This window comes from Sphingomonas sp. (genome assembly GCF_051962185.1).
Lineage (GTDB): Bacteria > Pseudomonadota > Alphaproteobacteria > Sphingomonadales > Sphingomonadaceae > Sphingomonas.
Genome location: NZ_JBQCCN010000319.1, coordinates 1 through 4,419 on the forward strand (window position 1 = coordinate 1; position 4,419 = coordinate 4,419).

The following is a 4,419-nucleotide window of genomic DNA, read 5'->3' on the forward strand; positions in this document are numbered from 1 at the left end:
GTCCTCGACCGTGACCACGTCGCGGAGCATCGCGTGCGGGTTATGCTGGGCATGGTGCGAAGCGGCGACTTTGATCCAGGCGAGTTGCTCCGACGTGGTGCCGAACTCGTGCATGTGCCGCGCCGCGCACATGCCGTAGCTGTTATGGGTCGATTGCCCGACCCAGCCCTCGAACGCCGCTTCGGGCGCGTTGCCCAAAGTGCGGACGAACGGCTCCGAGCGTGGGCGGCCGGCGAGCGTGATCAAGGCGATCGAGCATTTGCCCGCGGCGATCGCCTGCGCGGCGTGGCCGACATGGAGGATGTAGGACGAGCCGCCGGTCTCGGTCGAATCGACATGGCGGACATCGAGACCGAGATAATCGACCATCGACATGCCGCCGAAGCCGGGCGCGTCGCCCGCGCAGAAATAGCCATCGACATCCTTCAGGCCGAGGCCGGCATCGGCGAGCGCCCCGGCGGCGCACTCGGCGTGAAGCTGCGGTATGGACTTGTCAGGCGCGAGCCGGGTCGGATGTTCGTAGGCGCCCGCGATATAGGCCTTGTTCCTGATGCTCACGCCGCCCCCTGCCGTTCACCGAACGCCGCCCCAAAAGCAGCGAGCGCCCGGTCCTTGATCGCCTTGTAATCGAGCTTGCCGTTGGGCGCGCGCGCGACGCTGGCGACCACCAGCACGTGGCGCGGCGCCTTGTAGCTGGCGAGCTGGCCCTTCACATGCTCACGCAATTCCACCTCGTCCGCCGCCGCGCCCGGATGCGGCTCGACCAGGGCGACGATGCGCTCGCCGTAGCGCGGGTCGGGAACGCCGGTCACCGCCGCGTCGCGCACCGCCGGGTGGCGCTTCAGCGCTTCCTCGATTTCCTCGGGAAAGACCTTCTCGCCGCCGGTATTGATGCATTGCGAGCCGCGGCCGAGGATGCGGACGGTCCCGTCGGCATCGACCGTCGCCCAGTCGCCGGGCATCGACCAGCGCCGTCCTTCATAGGTCGGGAAGGTGGTCTCGGTCTTGGCCGGATCCTTGTAATAGCCGAGCGGAATGTGCCCGCCGACCGCCAGCCGGCCGCTCTCCCCCGATCCGGGTTCGACCCGCCGTCCGTCCTCGGTGAAGATCGCGCAATCGGGGCCGAGCGCGAACGCCGCCGTCGCGCTCTCCCCGCTGGCATTGGTGGTCGAGATGCCCATGCCGAACGCCTCGGACGAGGAATAGGAATCCATCAACTGGACCTGGGGGATATGGCGGATCAGCCCGAGCTTGTTCTCGCGATTCCACATCGCTCCCGACGAGCCGATGACGAAGACCGACTTGAGATCCCAGCGGCCCGGGTTCGCGTCGAGCGCTTCAAGCAAGGGCTGGGCGAAGGGTTGGCCGACGATCGTGACCCGCGTCGCGCGCCATCGCTCGACCGCATCCCACATCGCCTCGGGATCGAACCTGCCGTGCGGCAGCAGGATCACCGTGCCACCGAATCCCAAGGCGCCGAACGCCGCGATCAGCCCGGTCGCGTGCATCAGCGGCGGCGCGATCAGCGCACGCGGCTTGACCGGCGTGGCGAGCGCGCGCGGCCCGGCATCCTCGGGCTTTTCCAGCGGCGGGATCCCGAGCAGCGGATTGGCGCCATAGCCGCCCTTGGCGAACAGATCGCCCTGTTGCCACATCACTGCCTTGGGCATGCCGGTAGTGCCGCCGGTGAAGATCAGCAGCAGATCCTCGTCATGGCGGCCCCAGGGCGCGACGACCGGGCGATCGGCGGGCAGCTGCGCCGCGACCTCGGCAAAGTCCCGCGCCCAATCGGGTATTGTCTCCCCGTCGCGCGCGATCGCGATCCAGCTCTTCACCCCCGGCATCTGCCCGCGCACCTGGTCGAGCAACGGCGCGAAGCCGGCCTCGAACACCAAAGCCTCGGCATCGCCATTGTCGAGCAGGTAGCGGACCTCTTCGGGCCCGTAGCGGTAATTGACGTTGAACGGCGCCAGCCCCGCCTTGAAGGCGGCGAAACAGGCGACGAGATATTCGGGGCAATTGGTCGTGTAGACCGCAACCTTCGACTGCTGCGTCAGCCCGGCGGTAAGGAAATGCGCGGCGAGCGCGTCGGCCGCTTCATCGAATGCGGCGAAGGTGACGATTCGCTCGCCCTGGACGATCGCCGGTTCGTCGGGGATCGCGGCGGCGACCGATTCCCAGACATTGGCATAGCCCCAGGCGCTCACCGCTCGGAACCCCGGGTACGGAAGGCTGGCATCCGACTCTCCCACTTGCCGCGCGATTCTTTGGTGACGCTACGGCGTGTTGGGATTGCGATTGGAAGATCGGGTATGGAGCGTCAAGGGGGTAGGCCGGAATTATTGGCCGCCGGCTGCCCTCACCCTTCCGTGGCTTCGCCGCTCCCTCCCTCTCCCGTCGTGAGAGGCGCGGCGGGTGGACAGCGCCTCGCGCTGTCCAGACCATGCCGGGGGTATGGTCGACCCACCACGGCGCCCGCCCGGCGCAGCCGGGTGGGACGGGTGAGGGCAGGAATTATAATTCCGTCCGCACGTGCCAGAGCTCGGGGAACAATTCGACCTCGAGCATGCGCCGCAGATACGCGACCCCTTGCGTCCCGCCGGTCCCCCGCTTCAGCCCGATCACGCGCTCAACCGTGGTGACGTGGTTGAACCGCCAGCGCCGGAAATAATCCTCGAGATCGACCAGTTTCTCGGCAAGCTCGTACAGCGCCCATTGCGCGTCGGGCGCGCGATAGATGTCGGCCCAGGCGGCGCGCAGCTTGTCGCTTTCGGCGCGCTGCTCGCGCAGGTCTGGGCGCTCCGGTCCAACGTCGAATCCCGAGCGCGCGAGCAGGCGGATCGCCTCGTCGTAGAGGCTCGGGCGCGACAAGATGCCTTCCAGCTCGGCCATCACCTCGGGCCGGTGCGCGTGCGGCTTGAGCATCGGCAGGTTGCGGTTGCCGCAGAGGAATTCGATCGCGCGGTATTGATGCGACTGGAATCCCGACGACTGGCCGAGGTCGCCACGGAATTCGGTATATTCGCTCGGCGTCAGCGTCCTCAGCACGTCCCAGGCATTGTTGAGCTGTTCGAGGATGCGCGACACCCGCGCCAGCATCTTGAACGCGTGCGGCAATTCGTCGCCGGCGATCGCGGCGCAGGCCGATTCGAGCTCATGCACCGCGAGCTTCATCCACAGTTCCGAGGTCTGGTGCTGGATGATGAACAGCAAGTCGTCATGCGCCGCCGAGCGCGGCTGCTGCGCGCCGAGGATCAGGTCGAGGCGCAGATAATCGCCATAGGCCATCTTGCCGGCGAAGTCGGTTTCGGCCCCGGCGGCGGTGGGAGGATGATTGCTGTCGGTCATGTCACTTTCGATCGCGTCGCATAGGCGGGGTCGTCCCACAAGCGCTCGGCCATCACCCGCTCGAGCACCCCGGCCGCGCCGACCACATCGTCCTCGGACAGATAGAGCGGGGTGAAGCCGAAGCGGATCAGATCGGGCGCGCGGAAGTCGCCGATCACGCCATTGGCGATCAGCGCCTGCATAATGGCATAACCTTGCGGATGGCGGAACGAGACTTGGCTGCCGCGCGCGTGCGGATCGCGCGGCGAGGCCAGCGCGAGATCGGGGCAGCGCGCCTCGACCTCGGCGATGAAGCGCTCGCTCAGCCGGATCGAGGCGGCGCGGACATCGGCCATGGCGATTCCGTCCCAGGCATCGAGCGCGGCATCGAGCACCGCCAGCGCGAGCACCGGCGGGGTGCCGACGCGCATCCGCTCGACGCTGGCATGCGGGCGATAGTCGAGATCGAACGCGAACGGCGCCTCATGCCCCATCCAGCCCGACAGGATCGGCCGCGCGCTCTCGGCGAAACGCGGCGCGACATAGATGAAGGCCGGCGCGCCGGGACCGCCGGTGAGAGATTTGTAGGTGCAGCCGATTGCGAAATCGGCATCGGCCGCGGTCAGATCGACCGGCACCGCGCCCGCCGAATGGGCAAGGTCCCAAACCGTGATCGCGCCCGCCGCATGCGCACGCTCGGTCAGCGCCTTCATGTCGTGACGGCGGCCGGTGCGGTAATCGACTTCGGTGATCAAGGTCACCGCGACGCTTTCGTCGATCGCATCCGCGACCTGCTCGGGCTCGACCAGCCGCAGCTCCAGCCCGCCGCCCAGCGCCCGGATCAGGCCGCTCGCGATGTAGAGGTCGGAGGGGAAATTGCCGGTGTCGGACAGCACCACCTTGCGCCCCGGCCGCAGCGCCAGCGCGGCGGCGAGCGCCTGGAACACCTTCACCGACAAAGTGTCGCCGGTCGCGACGCTGCCCTTTGGCGCGCCGATCAATTTGCCGATCCGGTCGCCGACGCGCGCGGGCAGACTGATCCAGTCGGCAGTGTTCCACGCCTTGATCAGCTCATTGCCCCATTCGCGCGTC

The 4,419-nt window shown here is 67.8% G+C and carries 3 protein-coding genes and 1 pseudogene; all 4 read right to left on the bottom strand.

Translation table 11 applies throughout. The annotated features are described in order from the left end of the window. A pseudogene (locus ACTHJR_RS19330) lies at nt 1–558 on the bottom strand (thiolase domain-containing protein); the annotation flags it as partial. Further along, nucleotides 555–2,207: an AMP-binding protein gene (locus tag ACTHJR_RS19335; RefSeq protein ID WP_440525054.1), complete on the bottom strand. Its 1,653-nt coding sequence runs from the start codon at nt 2,205–2,207 to the stop codon at nt 555–557. The pseudogene ACTHJR_RS19330 and the gene ACTHJR_RS19335, both read right to left, overlap by 4 nt. Nucleotides 2,208–2,514: 307 nt before the next feature. Further along, the gene (gene kynA / locus ACTHJR_RS19340) at nt 2,515–3,348 is read right to left on the bottom strand and encodes a tryptophan 2,3-dioxygenase (protein WP_440525055.1); all 834 of its coding nucleotides are present in this window, start codon (nt 3,346–3,348) and stop codon (nt 2,515–2,517) included. Next, nucleotides 3,345–4,419 (bottom strand): kynureninase (kynU, locus tag ACTHJR_RS19345; protein ID WP_440525056.1); only part of this gene is annotated, 1,075 nt, incomplete at its 5' end. The genes kynU and kynA, both read right to left, overlap by 4 nt.